This window comes from Bacillus sp. AY18-3 (assembly GCF_008042305.1).
Lineage (GTDB): Bacteria > Bacillota > Bacilli > Bacillales > Bacillaceae_G > Bacillus_A > Bacillus_A wiedmannii.
The window spans coordinates 260,272-278,537 of the sequence record NZ_QKQR01000004.1 but is presented as its reverse complement, the minus strand read 5'-3'; the positions used below and the strand labels follow the sequence as shown (position 1 = coordinate 278,537).

The window sequence follows — 18,266 nt, the reverse complement described above, 5'->3', positions numbered from 1 at the left end:
TATGTCCGTCATTTTAAAAAAATATAAAAAAACTTTTTCCCGAAACTAAAGGAGTATCTTAACATAATGTCTCACTATCAGTAATCAATAAAAATCCCCTTATAGATACTGACGTATCTACTCTACACTCAGCTAACTAAAATCAATGAAAAAGAGAACAGATAATCTGTTCTCTTAAGATGCCTCCTTATGTTCTGTGGAATGTTTAACACTTCCCATTCTCTTTAGCTTATTCCACCCTACCGCTACTCCTCGAATCGATGAGAATATAGATTTAATGACAACATAAGTCATAAATTGACGATAAATAAAGCGTTGTAAAATTAACCATACTAATGGTTTCGGATTCTCTTCCTCTAATTTAAATGCAAATAAAGATGCGAATAGATCCATTAAAAAGAATACAAAATAAAACCCTAAAACTTTTAGTGGATTGCTACTAAATAGCCCCATAATCATTAATATATCTGCTAAAGGAGCAATGAATTGCAAAACATATTGGAATAACCACATGTTAGGCAATGCAATAAATCCTAACGTTTTATGCTTTGAATGAAACAATGCTTTTCGATGTTTCCAAAGACATTGGAGTGTACCATATGACCAACGATATCGCTGTTTAATGAGACTTTTCACATCTTCAGGTGACTCCGTATAAGCATACGCGTTTTCTTCATATACAATTCTATACCCTTGACGTAAAAATGTAATAGTAAGATCCGTATCTTCTGCTAACGTATCCTCACTTAAATATCCAGATTCAACTACATTCTTTTTACGCCATGCCCCAATAGCTCCTGGAACTACTGTAATACAATTTAACTCATCAAAAGCTCTACGTTCTAAATTAAACCCGGTAATATACTCAACATGTTGCCAAGTAGTTAACAAGTTACGTCTATTACCTACTTTGACATTACCTGAAACTGCTGCAACATTATAATCTTCAAAGTGTCTAACCATTAAAGAAATAGCATCTTGTGCAATAATTGTATCCGCGTCTAACGTAACAATGATTTCTCCTCGTGAGTGTTGAAACCCTAAATTCATTGCCGATGATTTCCCACCGTTTTCTTTCTGGATTAAACGTACTTTAGGGTGTTTATTAAATGTTTCTTGCATTACTTTTGACGTATCATCTTTCGATCCGTCATCCACAACTATAACTTCAAATTCTCTATAATTACTATCCAAAATTGAGCGAATCGTCTTAGCTATCACCTTTTCTTCATTATATGCTGCTATGACAACACTAACAAAAGGTTGATAGGACGAATTAATATATCGAGATAGCGTTTTTCTTTTCTGCTTCCATGCAAAATAAATTAAGAATAAGAATCGGAAAATACCTAATCCAATAGCAATATAAAAAATAGTTGTTAATATATGTTTAAAGTATCCCGCCCCTGAAAAGACAGCTTTATTGTAAAATAAATATTGCTTCCCCTCAGAAGAAACGGGGGGCATAATCTCATCTCGTTCTTTATTCATTAAATCTGAAATTGTTACAAAACTATATCCATGCTTTTTAAGTTCTTTAATAATGATTGGCAGCGCCTCTACTGTATGGGTACGATTTCCCCCCGCATCATGGAGAAGAATAATATTTCCCTCTCCCTTATAAACGGGATTAAGAGCACGCTTTACTAATTCATTTGTTGATGGTGTTGCCCAGTCCTCAGGATCAACTTTTTCTGCTACCATTGTATAGTTCATATTTTGTGCGCGCAAAATAGGCAATATTTCATTTGATGAATCCGGGTTAGCATCTGCTTCATATGGTGGTCTAAATAAAACCGTAGAATGTCCAGTTATTTCTTGAATTAAACGTTGCGTCGTATTAAGTTCTAATTTTGTTCGTAGTAAAGACGTATCAGCGACATTAGGATGCTTGAAAGTATGATTGCCAATTTCATGCCCTTCATCGTATATTCTTTTCACAATACTAGGACTTAGTTGCGCGTTTTCACCAAGTACAAAAAAAGCAGCTTTTATTTTATTCTCTTTTAGTATGTCTAAAATCTCTGGCGTATATTTCGGGTCTGGTCCATCATCAAATGTTAATACTACTTGTTTCCCGTTTGGTTTTCCAGATCGTTGCACTTCATATGCAGATGGTAGGGATTGATATACTTCATCTGTAAGATAACCATCTTTGCCTACTTTAAAATCTCTCAATCCATTTTGTCTTTCATTCTCAATCTGTAAAATTTCACCTTGTCCAGCATAATTCACTTCATCTAAACTAGTGATTTTATGTAATACATCAGGATTTTTTTGTGCCTCAATCGGATTTTTTAAAACTTTCCATATTGTAAGATCTTCTGCTCCTAATCTCCATAACGCAAACCCCTTTGCATTGTTGTCCATTGCGATTTTCACTTGATTATAGAGAGTAACACCGTCTAAGAACCAAGCAGTATGTTCTTTCTCTCCTGTTTTATATCTAAAATAAGGATTTCCACTAATCTTATCCCATTGAATATCCATATTTGAATTATGAGCCATTGCCATAACTTCTGAAAAAGTTAAAGATTTTGCCGGTTCCTTACTATTTACTGTCCAATCATATCCATAGTTACCGAAAGCAACTATAAGTTTATTAGATGGAATATTCAGTTCTTTCAATGTGTTTTGGAACCATTTATTTGAAGCAATTGGTCCTGGTTCTCCCGCTCCATAGTGTTCATCGTACATCATTACAATCATTCGATCTATTATTTTCGCTAACGCACTATAATCAAAAGCCTTATCATTAGCTGGAACATCTTGTGTAACGAGCAAATCATGTTGATGAAAGACCGTAGTAAGTTCTTTCATCAAATTTGTTAAGTTTTCCCTATCACTTTCAGGTACTGCCTCAAAGTCAATATTAATACCCGCAAATCGATTCTTTTCAACTTGCTTTACTAAATCATTTATAAACTTTGTCTTTACATCATTTGAGGAATTCAGTAACTTATGAATTAGCCCACTATCAGGACCAGAAGCTTCCTCAGTATAGTTAGTAAGTAAAGGCATAATTTTTACTTGATTTTTTTCTGCTAACTTTACTATCTCAGGTTTTATCTCACTTCTAATCGTTAAATCTGCTTTTAAATGATACCACTCTGGTACTAGCGTGGTTAATGAATCGATATTTTCTTTTAAAGAAGCGGTACTATTTTCATCCCAGTTTACATAAAAGCCATACACTTCTTTATGTTGTTTACTATCCTTCGACAAATTCACCAAATTTTTATTATCCTTCGTTTCGGTATTTGGTTTAAATTCTTCCTTCTTTAACTGCTGATCACTAAGTTTTTGATTAATTGGTACAAGTTTATTATCTTGTTGTACAGCGGTATTCATATTTGGAATTTCTGGTGTTGAAAAAATACTTTGAAAGAAAAAATAAAATACAATACTTACGCTAACTATTGAGATACATAGAAACCAAATAAAAGCTATGTTTCTCCTTCCTTTCGGATCATAAAAAACAGGTTTTGCTTTATCTTTCTCTTGTTGAATGTTTTTCTCCATTATATTTTTCACATACTCCTTCTTAATAGAACTATAGAATAATAAAGTGCAACTTTAAGCAGCCCAACTCCCAGCCAAATTTTGAGATGGGAGTTTTACTGCCCGCAATAGCGAGATAAGTCCTTTTAGCTTTGAAATGAATCTCTCAATATTCTATTGATTCTTCTTTTCATTCCCTTGCTGGTGACCTCTATTTTCTTGTTGAGACCCCCTACCATTGTTCCCTTGTTGATTTTCATCATTTTCTTTCTGGGATCCTCTACCATTGTCCCCTTGCTGGTTTCCATTATTCCCTTGTTGCGGACCTCTACCGTTGTTCCCTTGCTCGTTTCCATTATTTCCTTGTTGCGGATTTCTACCATTGTCTCCTTGCTGATTCCCATTATTTCCTTGTTGCGGACCTCTACCGTTATTCCCTTGCTGATTCCCATTATTTCCTTGTTGCGGACCTCTACCCCCTTGCTGATTCCCATTATTTCCTTGTTGCGGACCTCTACCGTTATTCCCTTGCTGATTCCCATTATTTCCTTGTTGTGGCCCTCTACCGTTGTTCCCTTGCTGATTCCCATTATTTCCTTGTTGAGATCCTCTTCCATTGTTCCCTTGCTCGTTTCCATTATTCCCTTGTTGGGATCCCCTTCCGTTGTTTCCTTGCTGATTTCCATTATTCCCTTGTTGAGATCCTCTACCGTTATTCTCTTGTTGATTTCCCCTATTTTCTTGCTGAGATCCTCTTCCATTGTTTTCTATTATTTGCTTCGATGGCTGTTCCTCTGTTTTCTTTTGTTCTTTATGCTCTGGCTTCTCATATTTTTTTTCTTTTTCAGGAGACAAATCTGGTGATGCATCAGGAGCTGACTCCTGATGCGATTGCACCTCTTCTTCGTTTTCCACCGGATTAGACGGCGTGGCAGGTGGAGTAAGCGATTTGTTCTTCTCATTCTCTTGCTTTATATAAACCCCTGTCCCAATTCCAGCTTTTCTAGCATTCTCTCGTACTTGCATCGTACTATTTTGATATTCGACTGTAATATGTTTTAGCTCATATTCTTTCTTTAATTCTTTCATTGCCTTTTCCAACTGTGGTTCTAGCAACTTATCCTTTGCAACAGCCGTTAGCATAACTTGCTTATCATTCGTTAAATACTTATCCTCTTGACTTTGCTTAATAATCGTACGTATTACGTCTTGCAATTGTTTATTTTCCCATTGCTTCAATTCTTTTAAAATACGCCTTCCATCATCATTACAAGCTTCCAAATCTATAACACGGAGATCTTTTGTTACGCTCACCTCTAAACTTGGATTTATATCAACTGAGACGTAAGCAAATACTTTTTCTTCCGGTTGGTTGTAGAAAAATAACAATGCACATAGAAAACAAGCAACAAGTAATGATGCTGGCTTTAAGAAATAAGGGATTGAAAAACGTGATGCTTTTTGTTCTTGTTCTTCAAACGAGATTTCCTCTCCAATCATGCAAGAATCCCCTTTTCTTTTACACGTAATAAACTCTCCATTTGGTGTTAAAACAACTACGCTATGTTTTTTTATATCCATCACAATTCCTTTATTCATCATGCTTCCCTCCCCTTATATAATCAAGAATGTATGTATAGTTGTTTGCGAAGATAATACACATTGCAATGATATATTTTCTATGCCGCTCTAACGTTTTACGACTTACCCTAACACGCGGTTCAATATGTTTAAGCGGCAACTTTTTCTTTCGGAACAGCTCCTCCATCATTTCCTCTTCTTTTATAATCATCTTTACAATTTCTATTAAGTGCTCACGCGTGTCACGATGCTTAGGAGATTCTTTAGCAAGCTCTGAAAATGTGATTTTAAACTCAGCTAACACACTTTGAAAATGAAGAATTTCTTCCTTACGATTACTATTTTCTATTTCTTTCATATACTCCGTAAGCGATACTTGCATTTCTAACATTTCCTCTTGCTCATCTTCTTTTAAAAAGACACGGTTATGCTTAGACTCCTTGCGTATATAGTCAATTACATCTCTTTTTATAAGAAGATCAGCAAACGCTAGAAAAGATTTTCCTTTTTTATATGAATACTGTTCAATTGCTTCGTTAAACGCAAACAATCCAATACTATATTCATCATCCTGTTCTGTAATATATCTACGGCAGACAGACGAGATTGATTTTCTAATAAACGGCTGATACTGTACGATAAAAGCTTCTTTATCTTCTTCTTTATTTTGTATGTTACATACGATATCTTCTATTTTTGGTTTTCTTAAGATCTTCATTACTAAACTCAACACTTGTAATCTCCCAGCCTCCTTCACATAGCAAAATGGTCACTAAAAAAGTGACCATTTAACCACATTTTGTTAGTACTTTTCTTTGAGCTTGTCTTCTTGCTGTTGCTCATATTTTTCGAGAATGACTTTTCTCACCGTTTTCTGTACGATTTTCCTTTTCTCTCGGCACTATAGTTAAGCTTATATTTTAATGTACTTTCTTATTTTCTTCCGCTTATTTTGCTTGCTCTGTTTCTATTTTATCTGCAATCCTTGAATAACTCTTCTCTATATCATTGGTAATTTCACCCTTTTATTTCGGATGCCCCACTTAATCTAGTAATTTTATTAACACTTCAATATTCTTTCATAATCAGTTTTCTTCTATTTATTTTCTTCACTATACATATTCGGAGGAATACAAAGTTTTATGGGGGTCAAAAAATATTTTTATAAAATAAAAACGCTATTCTTTCTAAACAAGCTAAATCATTAGAAAGAATAACGTTCTTATTAAGCTGATGGATATTGTTTTCAAATCTATAGCAACAAATACATGCTTTCATAATTCCCATTCGTTACATTAATATTTTATCCGTTGTTTTACTTCTTGAAAACGAGCATGTATAAACTTTTTGATATCCAGGTGATTTTTATATAAGGTAAAGGTATACATGATGGAAGATGCAAGAATAGTAGACCATATTAACCAATCTCCAGCATGAGAAAGAACTTTAATTATTGCACTCGTAAATTGTTCCTGTCCGTCATGAAATGTCGATACGAGAGCATTAAGGTTGAATAATAATAAAATTACAATTCTCCCTAAAAGCATAATAATCCATCCGATAATATACGAATAGCCTCCAACACTACATAATTGATTGTTATGATGAAAGACTTTCACTCTCTTAGCTTGCCAATAACCAACTATCGCTCCTAATATAAGCAAACTAATTAATTCAATTGTAATAATAAAGTCCAATCTATTTGGAAGACCCATATAAGTTCTAATGATAGCCATGATCGGTATACCAAGAAGATCAAAACTATCTACCTTTTTAGGGATAAGCTGCCTAATGATCAATACAATAACGACTACAAGAATAATAATGAAAACTTTATTCATGCGATCAATCCCTCTTTTTTCCTTTTAAGTAATACTCAATAAGCTGATTTACTTTTTCTTCTGAATATGATTCTGGTGTTTGAAGGACATGAATTACTAGCCCATCGATAAATCCGTACAGTATCTCCAATTCACACTCTCTATTGTATCCTGATGTAACGTATCCTAACTCCTCCATTAAATCTAGGATCATTCCCATTAGGTACCTCGTATGGTCATCCATTTTCTTCCGAAGTTCAATAAGCTCTGGGGAACTAAAAGAGATTCCTAAGAATGTAATCCAAACCTTCCCTTCCAACATTTCTTCCTTATTAATAGGAATAATAAATTTCATTAATCTTCTAAGCGCTTCTTCTTTCGTTCCCTTAAAATCACTTGTACGAGTTTTCGCCCGTCCTTCCATTCGATTCAATACTAAATTCATCGCATAGTAAATCAATGCATTTTTAGACGGAAAATGATGCTGAACAAGGCCAACCGACATGTTTGCTTCATCAGCGATTTGCTGTATGGAAGCTTTATCGATACCTTTTTCTAATATTACACGCCAAGTAGCGGTGGCTATCTCATTCTTCCTTTGTATTTGATCAACTATTTTAGGCATTCATCTCCCCCTCCTTTTTATAATATGGTTATATTATAAAAAAAGTACCGAAAACAATATGACCATATTTTAGTTTAGATGTAATAGGGCTTTTGCCACATGACTATCAAGATAACAAGTCAAAATTCCCTTAAAATAAAAAAAGACGGTATTCCTACCGTATCATTAAAAAATCTTCAATTCCAAGCATAATACCCAAGAGAGAAATAAATCCTGCCATACGCCCTTGCATAATGGAACGAGAAATGAGATAAATCATATTAGGCCCCGGTGAACAAACCATGCTAAGTGAAACAATTGCAAAAGCTAACAATTCAAGATCGTTAGCCTCTACTTTCCATATTCGTACCTTTTATCACTTTACTTCCTAACAACTGGAATCCACATTTCACCAAATACTAAACCGTCTCTCTGTCCCATCTCAACCGTTGTATTCGGCCCACCAACATAAGCAAAATCTTTTGCTTCTCGTAAAGCTTGACCGAAGGCGATGCCAGTCAGCTTATTACTTAGCTCTTCAGCCGTTTTGTCTTCCCCTTTCACTACTAAGTATTCTCCCTTCGGAAACTGAATTACTCTAGATTCTTCTTCTATTTGTGCTTCTGTCATGACACCAGCATAATACATCATCTTGTTATTCACCGCTTCGCTCACAGAAAAAATGTATTCGTTTGTAGCTAGAGCTTTTAAAGTGTCCAACCTTCCATCTTCTTTAACAGCCGACCAAAAGTCTTCTTTTTCTTTATTTATTCCAACAAAGTTTGTATATTCGCTCTTAATTTCAGTTCCAATTCCTAACACAATAAAGCTATCTTTTTCTTCAATCGTATAATTTTTCATATTCAAAACCTTCCTTTTTTTAAAATGAATCAAATGATTTATCTTTTCATCTGATGAGTTTATAATATCTTTAAAACATGTCAAAAAATGATACTGTTTAGGAGACTCCAATGAAAAAAGTTGAACGGATTAATACAATTATGCGGTATATCAACAACCGCTCTCACTTTACGATTACTGAAATCATACGAGAATTTAACATATCACGATCGACAGCTATTAGAGACATTAGAGAAATTGAAGCTATGGGAATGCCACTTGTCGCTGAAGTTGGGAGAACTGGTGGATATTTTGTCATGCATAATTCTATCCTGCCCGTTGTCCGCTTTACTGATAATGAAGTCAAAGCTCTTTTTATTGCCTTTATGGCTACAAGAAATCAACAACTTCCCTATCTAAAGAGTCGCCAGTCTTTAGCCGAAAAACTACTGGGACTCATCTCAGAAACCCAGCAAGATGACCTCGTTCTTTTAAATCAACTCTTGCTTTTTGAAGGGACTAACCCTTATAATCCCGATCTACTTGAGCTTTCTGACCTCCCCCACCCTATGTTAGAAAAACTCATCCAAATCCTTCTTTTGGATAGACATTTATTGATTACCGTCAAAGAAGAAGAGGAAATCAAGTCTTACCCAATTTATCTATTACACCTTTATCAAGAAAAAAGCCGTTGGATCATTGAAGGGTTTGACTTAAAAGAAGAAAAGAAACTGCTGTTTCCTGTCGATGACCTCATCAATATCGAACCGTACACGACGAAAAAGAGGTTAAATAAGAAACAGATTTTAGAAAAACTCAATAAGAAGGACGAAGAAATTAACCTTGTACTTGAACTTGGTCCAAAAGCGATTGCCCAGTACAAAAAATACCATCCTTTAAAAATTTCAATTTCTTATACAAACCCTTACCAATCTACAGCCATTTTAAAAACATTTATCGATGTTAACAATTCCGATGAAGTGACAGAGATAACAAATTGGCTACTTTTCCTAGGGAAAGATATTACAATCAGGGAAATGCCTGAAGAAATATTAAACGATTTACAAGAGCGGTTATGTTTATATTCTCCATAAGCAGTGATCGGCTAAACCTCAAAATATTGAGGTTTATTCGTTACCAGTTGTCCATATTTTTAAATTCCTAGGGAAAACCATGTATTTGCTATCAATGCTGAACGAAGCTTCTAGGAATAATACAACAAAAAAGGTGTGAACTAGCTTTTAGTTCACACCTTTTTATATTAGAGTTTACTATAAATACATTAAATTGCTTGTTTAAGATTTGAATGTGGATTTGGTCCATACTTATTCTCACCTTCATCACTTTCAATGATACAAAACACAAGTAGAACCGCTCCTCCAAATGGCACCAAATTTAATAGCTGCCACCATCCTGTTTTTCCACTATCATGTAATCGACGAGCTTCCACTGCCAGAGTAGGAACGATAAAAATTGCTATATATAGCAAAGTAATATTGGCTCTTAAATAGAATGCAGACGAAGAATAAGAGGCCAAATATATTAATGACCAAAACGTAACCTTATTAAATAAAGTAAAAATCCAGTACTCTTTTCTCGTTGCTCTCCCACTAAATTTCGCATAGTTTTTGAGAGCATATAAATACCATTTCATTTGAATCTCTCCCTTTTCCATCCCCTAAACAATTATTTTATACATTATATACCTTATAAGTATAAATATAACACATCACAACTATAACCTCTATATTCGCATAGAATATTCTGTTTATTTGTAAGTTATTTTAGTTAAGGGTTACATACCATATTTCAAGGCATGTGTATTCGATTCATTATTCTCCTATTTACTTTAAAACTAATACAATTAAGCGAAGTATGAATGTATTATTAAAGCACGGAAAACCTCCCGTGCTTTTTCAAAAATATATATAATTTCGGATGACTTAATTCACTTATCCTAACTGACGTTTAAATGCTTTGCTAGCGAAAAAGTAAGAGATGATCATGATACCCACGCACCAAGCGAGTGCAGTCCAAATATCGTTGCCAACAGTCCCTTCATATAATAGGGCGCGAATCGCATTCACGATTGAAGTTACAGGCTGATTCTCAGCGAACGCACGAACAATTTTAGGCATCGTTTCAGTAGGTACGAAGGCCGAACTAATAAATGGAAGAAAAATTAGCGGGTACGAGTAAGCTGTCGCCCCTTCCATAGACTTCGCTTTCAGCCCTGGAATGATAGCTAGCCATGTGAGCGCTAACGTAAACATCCCCAGTATTCCCGCTACCGCAAGCCAATCTAGCATATTTGCACTAGAACGAAAGCCCATTAAGAGCGCAACAAGAATAACCACCACGATAGTAAGTACATTAGCAACAAGAGAAGTTAAAACGTGAGCCCACAATATTGATGAGCGCTTAATAGGCATCGTAATGAAACGTGCCATCAGCCCACTCTTTACATCCGTAAATAATCGTACAGAAGTATAAGCTACACCGGATGCGATAGCCATTAACAAAATTCCCGGCAATAAATAATTAACGTAGTTATCCGTTCCTGTCTTTATAGCCCCGCCAAATACGTAAACAAATAATAGCATCATCATAATCGGTGTAATCGCTACTGTAATAATTGTATCCGGACTACGCATAATATTACGCATTAAGCGCCCTAGTAATACCCCTGTTTTGCTTTTCATTTACATCTCCTCCTTTTTACCGATAATCGCAAGGAAAATTTCTTCCAACGTCGGCTGCTTCTCGATATACTCTACTTTTGCTGGCGGGAACATCTCTTTCAGTTCAGTAAGAGTACCTGTCGTAATAATTTTTCCGCCATGCAAAATAGCGATACGGTCCGCCAGTTGTTCTGCTTCCTCCAAGTACTGAGTCGTAAGTAAGATCGTTGTGCCGCTGCCGGCAAGTTCCTTGACTGTATCCCACACTTCGATCCGCGCTTCCGGATCAAGTCCAGTCGTTGGTTCGTCTAGAAAAATAACTGCTGGCGCCCCAATCAAACTCATCGCGATATCAAGTCGGCGCTTCATCCCGCCTGAATACTGGTCTGCCCTCTGGTTGGCCGCATCAGTCAGGCTAAATCTTGCAAGTAGATTATCAGCAACTTGTGCCGGATTGGAAACACCACGTAACTTAGCGATCATTATCAAGTTTTCCCTTCCAGTAAGCATGCCGTCTAAAGCTGCGAACTGTCCTGTCAAACTGATGCTTTGACGAACATGATCTGGTTGTCGCTGGACGTCAAAACCGCAAATACTCACTTCACCATCATCTTGTTTCATTAACGTCGAAAGGATATTGACCGTTGTCGTCTTTCCAGCTCCATTTGAGCCTAGCAGCGCGAAAATTTCACCACGCTGCACCTCAAAATCCACTCCCTTTAAGACTTCTTTATCTTTAAAAGATTTTTTTAACCCTTTTATAGAAATCGCTGCATTGCTCATACTTTTTCCCCCTTATAAAATTAGATTACATACACCCTCTATTTAGTACCACTGATATTTTGTATTACTTAGTACTGGTTTAAAAATATAACTGAATAGCGATGGCGGCAATTCACATTTGTAACCAGCTAATCAGTCGGTATTACTAATTGCATTTATTTTTTTCTCAATTTCTTCATAATACTTTCATTCAAATCTTCACGATACTTGGAGACATACGTTTTAGCGTTTGCCACTAGTTCGTCAGCAAAGGATGCCACGTCCTCCCCAGTAATATCAAGCACTTGTCTGCCTTCCGCTGCACCTGCTTCAAACAAATCGATTAATTCATACTGTATGTGCAGCATATCCATTCCATTACCCGCTGAGAAATTCCACATGTAGTTCTGAATTTTCTTAAACACAAACTGATAGTCCTCTGGCAGTGCTCCAACACGTGCCATCATCATTTTGTACTCTTTTTTATCACCGATTAATTTTTTAAACATTTCCAACATCTTATTTTCCTCCTTTTTTATAAAGCAGAACAAGAAACTCTCCAAATATGAGCCGGAACATTTTATATTATGAGGCTAGTTTGACTTCAAGACGTTAATTTTTGAAGATACAAAATCCCATTTTTTCCAAAACAGTTCAAGCTCCTGACGGCCATCCTCATTTAATGAATAAAACTTACGAGGCGGCCCCATATCTGATGGCTTCTTTTCAATATTCACAAGCCTTTTCTTTTCTAATCGTACGAGGATAGTATAAACCGTCCCTTCCACAACTTCGGTAAACCCAAGATCATTCAGGTGGCGGGTAATCTCATAACCATACGTTTCTCGGCGGCTAATGATTTCCAACACACACCCTTCCAGTGAACCTTTTAGCATTTCAGTTAAATTTTCCATGTCCTGATCCTCCTTTACCCCCTATTCTGTCTGACTTATATTCAGTATCACAGAGTACTAAGGCGAATTTTTACCGAATAGCTTTTGAGTACAACTACACTATTCAGTATTACTTATTACAACTACATTGTATGACTAAGTAGCTGTAGATGTCAACTGATTTTCAAATTTTTTCTAAAATCTGCTCTTACCTATTGTTCACTGAAAACATTTTGAGAAACAACACTACTAAGTATCACCTATTACTTTTACATTGTATGACTGAGTAGTTTTAAATGTCAACTCGATTTTTATATTTTTCTAAAATCAACTATTACCTATCCCGCTAAGAAAAGAAAATACCCCAAAACAAATATTCTACATTTTTGTTTTGGGGCGCTATAGGTTAGCTCTTCTTCTTAATAAGACAGATCATCCTTTTGTTACGATAACATCATATCCATATCTTCCGCTGCAGTTGTAATTAGTTTTAAACCGAATGTTTCATGTAATACATCAAGCACGCCAGGTGAAATAAATTCAGGCGCCTTTGGACCGATACGAATATCTTGAATTCCAAGACTAAATAGCCCAAGTAAAATCGCAACCGCTTTTTGTTCAAACCATGATAAGACAATACTTACTGGCAATTCATTCACTTCACATTGGAAAGCATCTGCTAAAGCGGCTGCTATTTTTACTGTAGAAATTGAATTATTGCATTGCCCTAAGTCAATGTAGCGCGGAATCTCTGTACCAGGTACAACACCATAACTCACATCATTAAAACGGAATTTCCCGCAAGAAGTCGTTAAAATAACCGTTTCTGGCGGAAGTGACGTTGCTAATTCACGATAATATTCTCCGCCCTTTCCTGGTGCATCACAACCTGCGATGACAAAGAAACGCTTAATCTTTCCTGCCTTTACTGCATTAATAATTTCCGGAGCTAATGATAATACTGTATTATGATGGAACCCTGTTACTAACTGTTCATCCGACTCCATATGTACTTCTGGAAGTTCTAGCGCTTTTTGAATCAACGGTGCAAAATCATCATTTTCAATTTTTTGTACACCCTCTAAACCTGCAATATCATATGAAAAGAATCGATCAGAGTATGATCCTTTAATTGGCATAACACAGTTCGTTGTCGCTAATATGGCACCTGTAAATTTTTCAAAAAGACGTCGTTGATCATACCATGCCTTACCGATGTTTCCTTTTAAATGTTTATATTTTTTCAGCTGCGGATAACCGTGTGCTGGTAACATTTCAGAATGCGTATAAATATTAATTTCTTTTCCTTCTGTTTGTTTTAATAATTTTTCTAACGCAAATAAATTATGACCAGTAACTACAATTGCCTTACCTTCTACATGGTTTTGCGTAATTTGAACAGGCTCTGGAACACCAAAATGATTCGTATGTGCCTCATCTAACAACTCCATTACTCGTAGAGCCGATTTCCCTACTTTCATAGCCATATCAATATGTTCTTGTTCATTAAAGTTGGAATTTGTTAATGTCATATACAGTGCTTCTTGCGTCGTAGCATCTACAAATGCATCAGTATACCCTAGCTGAGCAGCATGCGTACGATAAGCAGCAATTCCTTTTAACCCAAACACAATCGTATCTTGTAAACTTGCTATTGTTTCATTTTTACCGCAAACACCTATTACTTTACATCCGCCTGTTGGCGTTTGTTCACATTGATAACAAAACATGATCATCCCACCCTCTCCCAATCATTCCTTACAACCTAAGCATAATACCCATTGAGGAAAAGAGATGTGATATCAATCACAATAATATGTATAAATTTGTGACAACTTATATTGTTTACATAATATTTTTATTGACACAAAAAAACATTACATACCCCTGTTGTTCAAGTTTTCAAATAGCTAGACTATTGCTGAATCACATATTTAACTTTCTAGTTCATAGTACGAAAGAACAATTTCGTACTATAAATCTCTTAAGTAAACAGAAATAGACATACAAAAACGCTATTCTTTCTTTTTATTATGCAACAGAAAGAATAGCTTCTTTTCATTTTGAAGAACTATCAATTTTTTGATTAAATATTTTATGAAAAATCACTTTATTTACAATACATTTACACTGCCTTAACATTACTTACATTATTTATATGATATATTTATATAGAATCTACTTAAGAAATTTCATGTACATTGTTATCTTTATAATCTCTGATCTAATTGATAAGAGATTATGTTATATTTTCATACCAGGGGTGAATTAGGATGACTGAAACTTTAAAAACACTTATAATGCTTGATGCTACTTACGTTGTTATAGCAATTATGACGGTACTGGTATTTGTATACTTGGAATTAAAATCTCAGTAACGTATGCAGGCATAATTGATAGCTTCGCATTTAAATATAGTTAGAAGAAAGCGAGGAGAAAATTGTTTCTCCTCGCTTTTATATTCCAACAGTTTCTTATTTCAACAAATCCAATGTATGTAAAAGTAATCCTCTGTCCCCTACTTCCCCATGACCAGGCACTACTGCATTTATATTTCTATATCGCGTCAGCACATTCTCAATCGATGTAGACCATTCATTTACATAAGCATCAGCAACGTTTCCTAAATCTTTCGCGGACACAGATTTCACTAAACAGCCTCCAGCTAAAATTTTATATTGCGGTAACCATACGACAATATTATCTTCTGTATGTCCTTTCCCTGGATAGAACGTTTCTACTTTCATATTTCCAAACTTTAATTTCGTAATGGTTTGTAAGTCTCCAAGTGGTTCCTCATATCCATTTTTCTTTGCTAGTTCTGCAGTTAATGCCGTACTATGCGCTTTAATGCCCCTTTCTTTCAACGTTTTTATTCCGCCAATCCGATCAGCGTGCGCATGTGTAATAATGACATCCGTTACGCGCTTCTTAAATTTCTTTTCTACCATCTCTATTAATTCCTTCGTTAACTGATCATCCCAAGAAGAATCGACAAGTACTAATCCTTTTGAAGTAGTAAGAACTAGCCCGTTCGAAGGAACTGCTTCTCCGTTAAAATAACCTAACTCCGTATGAACCCATACATTTTTATTTAACTGAGAAATTGAAATAGTTCCTGCCTCATTTTTTATTACTTTTTGCTCTACCGTTCGTTCTGCTTTCACAGAAGAAATTGTACTAACAAATTGAGTTGTTCCTAGTAAACTAACACATACCCCTACTTTTAATAATGTATTTTTCATTTTCTCCACCCTTTCTTTCAAACGAAATAGTTATTACCTATATTAGACAATTCACCTTAACAGTTTGTTCCATCTTTACTTGTATATTTTTATGTAATTAACAAAAAAGCGTACAAAATTTTGTACGCTTTAAAACTTAACCTTTTATTCCATAATTCTCAAACTCTTCCTCGTTCCCATAAAATACATTCAAATCAATATACTTCTCTTTTCCATTATAACCATTTAATCTCCCGCGATTCGTGTATTGCCAAAACGTCCATTTTCTCTCCTCAGATAAACTCGGTTTTGTAAAGACACTACGAATCCATATATCACATTGAGGATACGCATTCTTTATATACAAATCATATGCCTCTTGAGTTGCATACAATATTACTTTCTTACCGTAATGTTTTTCTAGCATTTTTATCATGACCGACAACTCTTTCACAACATCTTCACGCTTAGGGGGATTATCTTTTTTGTTAGCATAAAACTCAACATCAATTACGGGTGGCAATGCTTGTTTATACTTTGGAACAGTTCGTATATATTGCTCTGCTTGTGTTTCACCCTTACTATCAAAACTAAAAAAATGATACGCTCCGACGCGCATACCTGTCTTATTCGCATTCGTCCAATTTTCCGAAAAGTACTTATCTACAAAAGAGCTTCCTTCAGTAGCCTTTATAAACGCAAACTTCATATTTTGCTTTTCCAACTCTCTCCAATCTATATCTCCTTGGTATGACGCAACATCTACACCTTTTATTTCATACTTATCCGCACTTATTTGATTCGGAATAAATATGCCTTGAAAGACTAAATAAGCGAAAACACTCATTACACTAATTAAGGTAAAGACTCCTCCTATAATAAACTTCTTTTTCATTCGTATCCCCCATCTTTACACATTAATATTCCACTTACCATTCACGTTTTTTATTAATCCTCATTTTTTCTTCAAATGCCTTCTCTAAATCAATTTCTAACTTATTTGCTAAGTCACATACATTCCAAATGACATCAAACATTTCTAAACCAATCTCTCTTTTCGAATCTTGTATTTTATCACGCTTTAATATCACTTCCGCTAATTCACCTAATTCCGCCATCGCATACATCGTACGCTCTTCAATTGTTGTATCTTGAAATCCTTTTTCTTTACTGAAATTTGATACATATCTCTGGAATTCCACAATATTCATACTTAATCTCCCTTCATGATAAATACTCTGTTTCCTATTACACTTATATTTTGTTAAATTATAACATTCATACTATAATTTATTTATAACCCTTTAACGGAGGTGTTTTCAATGACTCTCTTCGCTTCCCCATCATTATTCATACTAGCAATTATTTCATTTGCACTAGCTTATTTCATCGGAGTTAAACAATACACTTGGCTCTTATCAGGATTCAATGAACTCCGTGTGCCAAATAAAGATAAGTTATCAAAAATAGTTGGTCTTTATAATTTAATTGCCGGTGTTATCGCCACAATTGGTAGTGTCTTCACTACTCCTAATGTCAAAATCTTATTTCCTATCATTATAATTGGCCACGTTATAATCGCTGCTTATGTAAATACACGCATGGTGCATTGAAAAAAGATCACCCAAATGGATGATCTTTTTTATAATTTATCAACATATTGCTTCGCTTCTAGTAAAGAAAACCCAAAAGCCTCTCTCACTCTCTTAACTGCTGTAACTGTTTTTCCTTCTTCCATAAGCTGGCGTAACTCTTTATTAATTTCAGGTTCTCCATCTATAATTCCCATTTCTTTCGTAATTAGCTGTAATCTATCTTCCATCCTCTTTAAACGTGCATCCGTTTTCTTTTCGATTCTATTTAATTTTTCAGCAATATAAATAAACCCAAAGACCGCTATCGGTATGATCATCCAAAATCCCATGACTATCCCCCCTATTAGCTTTCATTTGTTTTATTTCACTATCTTATGTAAATTTTACCACGAAACACATTTAATGTATAATAGCAATATACAACATTTCTGATAAAACCTTTTATTTTAGGGGGACACTTTATGAAAAGATTTTTAAATACGTTACTACAATTTGTAGTTCTTTCAATTGCACTACATTTATTATTTGATATCGTTGGCTGGCTTGTTTTCAATGCGCCAATTCAAAACAAACAAATCATTATTTCCTTACTAACAACCTCATGGCTAATGTACATGTACCGAGATAAATTTTTTAAAGCATTCACTTCAAATTAACTAAAAGAACTTCATCGATAAAAGATGAAGTTTTTTCTTTTTCTCTCATTCTCTCTATTAACTACTGTATAATAGAACTAATATTCTGTCTTTCATAAGAAAGGAGTCA

At 35.0% G+C, this 18,266-nt stretch carries 19 protein-coding genes and 1 pseudogene; 3 read left to right on the top strand and 17 right to left on the bottom strand.

Annotation, left to right across the window (positions count from 1 at the left end; genetic code table 11):
- Positions 1–174 precede the first annotated feature (174 nt).
- From DM800_RS04015 to DM800_RS03985, 7 genes and pseudogenes are all read right to left on the bottom strand, one after another.
- Complete coding sequence (locus tag DM800_RS04015; protein ID WP_147786509.1) at positions 175–3,522, bottom strand: trifunctional glycoside hydrolase family 18/polysaccharide deacetylase/glycosyltransferase family 2 protein; 3,348 nt, start codon at positions 3,520–3,522, stop codon at positions 175–177.
- Between the two features lie 153 nt (positions 3,523–3,675).
- Positions 3,676–5,103: an anti-sigma factor domain-containing protein gene (locus DM800_RS04010; protein ID WP_147786463.1), complete on the bottom strand. Its 1,428-nt coding sequence runs from the start codon at positions 5,101–5,103 to the stop codon at positions 3,676–3,678.
- Positions 5,093–5,815, bottom strand: coding sequence for an RNA polymerase sigma factor SigI (sigI, locus tag DM800_RS04005; RefSeq protein ID WP_046954690.1), 723 nt, complete (start codon positions 5,813–5,815; stop codon positions 5,093–5,095). The genes DM800_RS04010 and sigI overlap by 11 nt, the downstream gene beginning before the upstream one ends.
- A 562-nt stretch (positions 5,816–6,377) precedes the next feature.
- Positions 6,378–6,923 carry a hypothetical protein gene (locus DM800_RS04000; protein WP_147786462.1) on the bottom strand — a complete coding sequence of 182 codons (546 nt, stop codon included), beginning with the start codon at positions 6,921–6,923 and terminating at the stop codon, positions 6,378–6,380.
- A gap of 4 nt (positions 6,924–6,927) precedes the next feature.
- Positions 6,928–7,527, bottom strand: coding sequence for a TetR/AcrR family transcriptional regulator (locus tag DM800_RS03995; RefSeq protein ID WP_147786461.1), 600 nt, complete (start codon positions 7,525–7,527; stop codon positions 6,928–6,930).
- Between the two features lie 163 nt (positions 7,528–7,690).
- Positions 7,691–7,810, bottom strand: a pseudogene (locus DM800_RS03990) (LysE family translocator); the annotation flags it as partial.
- Between the two features lie 77 nt (positions 7,811–7,887).
- Positions 7,888–8,367 (bottom strand): GyrI-like domain-containing protein, encoded by a 480-nt coding sequence (locus DM800_RS03985; protein WP_147786460.1) that lies wholly within the window; start codon positions 8,365–8,367, stop codon positions 7,888–7,890.
- Positions 8,368–8,477: 110 nt separating this feature from the next.
- Here DM800_RS03985 and DM800_RS03980 point away from each other — a divergent pair, with 110 nt between their 5' ends.
- Positions 8,478–9,440 carry a helix-turn-helix transcriptional regulator gene (locus tag DM800_RS03980; protein ID WP_147786459.1) on the top strand — a complete coding sequence of 321 codons (963 nt, stop codon included), beginning with the start codon at positions 8,478–8,480 and terminating at the stop codon, positions 9,438–9,440.
- A gap of 188 nt (positions 9,441–9,628) precedes the next feature.
- On the opposite strand, the gene DM800_RS03975 is transcribed toward DM800_RS03980, so the two are convergent.
- From DM800_RS03975 to DM800_RS03935, 9 genes are all read right to left on the bottom strand, one after another.
- Entirely contained in the window at positions 9,629–10,000 is a 372-nt protein-coding gene (locus DM800_RS03975) for a DUF805 domain-containing protein (protein ID WP_147786458.1), read from the bottom strand.
- 298 nt (positions 10,001–10,298) lie between these two features.
- A complete protein-coding gene (locus DM800_RS03970; protein ID WP_000837803.1) occupies positions 10,299–11,048 on the bottom strand; it encodes an ABC transporter permease in 750 nt (249 codons plus the stop codon).
- Complete coding sequence (locus DM800_RS03965; RefSeq protein ID WP_046954684.1) at positions 11,049–11,810, bottom strand: ABC transporter ATP-binding protein; 762 nt, start codon at positions 11,808–11,810, stop codon at positions 11,049–11,051.
- 155 nt (positions 11,811–11,965) lie between these two features.
- Complete coding sequence (locus tag DM800_RS03960; protein WP_000891990.1) at positions 11,966–12,307, bottom strand: DUF1048 domain-containing protein; 342 nt, start codon at positions 12,305–12,307, stop codon at positions 11,966–11,968.
- A 75-nt stretch (positions 12,308–12,382) separates the two neighbouring features.
- Positions 12,383–12,703 (bottom strand): PadR family transcriptional regulator, encoded by a 321-nt coding sequence (locus DM800_RS03955; RefSeq protein WP_147786457.1) that lies wholly within the window; start codon positions 12,701–12,703, stop codon positions 12,383–12,385.
- Between the two features lie 422 nt (positions 12,704–13,125).
- The gene (gene hcp, locus DM800_RS03950) at positions 13,126–14,412 is read right to left on the bottom strand and encodes a hydroxylamine reductase (RefSeq protein ID WP_147786456.1); all 1,287 of its coding nucleotides are present in this window, start codon (positions 14,410–14,412) and stop codon (positions 13,126–13,128) included.
- 744 nt (positions 14,413–15,156) lie between these two features.
- Positions 15,157–15,927, bottom strand: a complete 771-nt coding sequence (gene bla2, locus DM800_RS03945) for a BcII family subclass B1 metallo-beta-lactamase (protein WP_147786455.1) — start codon at positions 15,925–15,927, stop codon at positions 15,157–15,159.
- 136 nt (positions 15,928–16,063) lie between these two features.
- Positions 16,064–16,801 (bottom strand): glycoside hydrolase family 25 protein, encoded by a 738-nt coding sequence (locus DM800_RS03940; RefSeq protein ID WP_147786454.1) that lies wholly within the window; start codon positions 16,799–16,801, stop codon positions 16,064–16,066.
- A 34-nt stretch (positions 16,802–16,835) separates the two neighbouring features.
- A complete protein-coding gene (locus tag DM800_RS03935; protein ID WP_048543793.1) occupies positions 16,836–17,117 on the bottom strand; it encodes a MazG nucleotide pyrophosphohydrolase domain-containing protein in 282 nt (93 codons plus the stop codon).
- 111 nt (positions 17,118–17,228) lie between these two features.
- Between DM800_RS03935 and DM800_RS03930 the strand changes: the two genes are divergently transcribed.
- The gene (locus tag DM800_RS03930) at positions 17,229–17,519 is read left to right on the top strand and encodes a DUF3784 domain-containing protein (protein ID WP_147786453.1); all 291 of its coding nucleotides are present in this window, start codon (positions 17,229–17,231) and stop codon (positions 17,517–17,519) included.
- Between the two features lie 29 nt (positions 17,520–17,548).
- On the opposite strand, the gene DM800_RS03925 is transcribed toward DM800_RS03930, so the two are convergent.
- A complete protein-coding gene (locus tag DM800_RS03925) occupies positions 17,549–17,830 on the bottom strand; it encodes a hypothetical protein (RefSeq protein ID WP_147786452.1) in 282 nt (93 codons plus the stop codon).
- Positions 17,831–17,962: 132 nt separating this feature from the next.
- Between DM800_RS03925 and DM800_RS03920 the strand changes: the two genes are divergently transcribed.
- A complete protein-coding gene (locus DM800_RS03920) occupies positions 17,963–18,157 on the top strand; it encodes a hypothetical protein (RefSeq protein ID WP_060487811.1) in 195 nt (64 codons plus the stop codon).
- The last annotated feature ends 109 nt before the right edge of the window (positions 18,158–18,266 follow it).